The organism is Phormidium sp. CCY1219, from assembly GCF_055795085.1.
On record NZ_JAYFEQ010000239.1, the window covers coordinates 1 to 651 of the forward strand.

Consider the following 651-nt stretch of genomic DNA (forward strand, 5'->3'; position numbering starts at 1 on the left):
CACCGCCTGGGGGCGATCGCTCCCCAACTGTTCTCGAATCTCCGAGTACAGGGTGGTTGCAGTGGGAGCGATCGCCAGTTTGCGGATCTCCACCGCACAACGGTCTTGCAGTTGTCGCAGCAGTTGCGATCGCATTCGAGTATAATTGCAACGCGCCAGAAACAACTTAAAAGAACCCTCGGACATGGCGATCGCCCACGCCAATTCCGACAAGGCGCGATCGTTATCGGCGATATTTTCGTCACAAAAGCCTGTGTGAGTCATGATTGGAACCTCGAGAAAGTGCATCGATTATGGAGTGACTGAACCCATTGCGATCGCGTTTTGATTCAGTTCTCAGTATTGGGTTGTGGGTTACTCCTGTTCGAGTTATCGTCATTAGATGAGGGTTTTACATCATCAATTGGATGCGGTGAATCGCTTGTACAAACAGGGTTGCACCCAATTGTAAGGGATTGATATTCCAGTTTCATCTGAGCGCGGAATTTATCAAGAATTTGGCTTTTTACTTCTTCATCTATGGGTTCGCTTGCTAAAGATTTTTCCAGCCAAACAATGGTTGTTGATGAATCGACGATCCAGTGCGGTGGATCGTCGGTGTGGTGCGGTGGATCGGCGGTGGGGTGCGGTGGATCGCCAGTCGTTCCCACC

1 protein-coding gene and 1 pseudogene are annotated in these 651 nt (G+C 50.4%); both read right to left on the reverse strand.

The genetic code is table 11. From position 1 onward, the window contains the following. A pseudogene (locus AC0QH1_RS02470) lies at positions 1–264 on the reverse strand (hypothetical protein); the annotation flags it as partial. Between the two features lie 65 nt (positions 265–329). Then, on the reverse strand, positions 330–651 hold a 322-nt coding region (locus AC0QH1_RS02475; RefSeq protein WP_324629207.1), incomplete at its 5' end, for a hypothetical protein.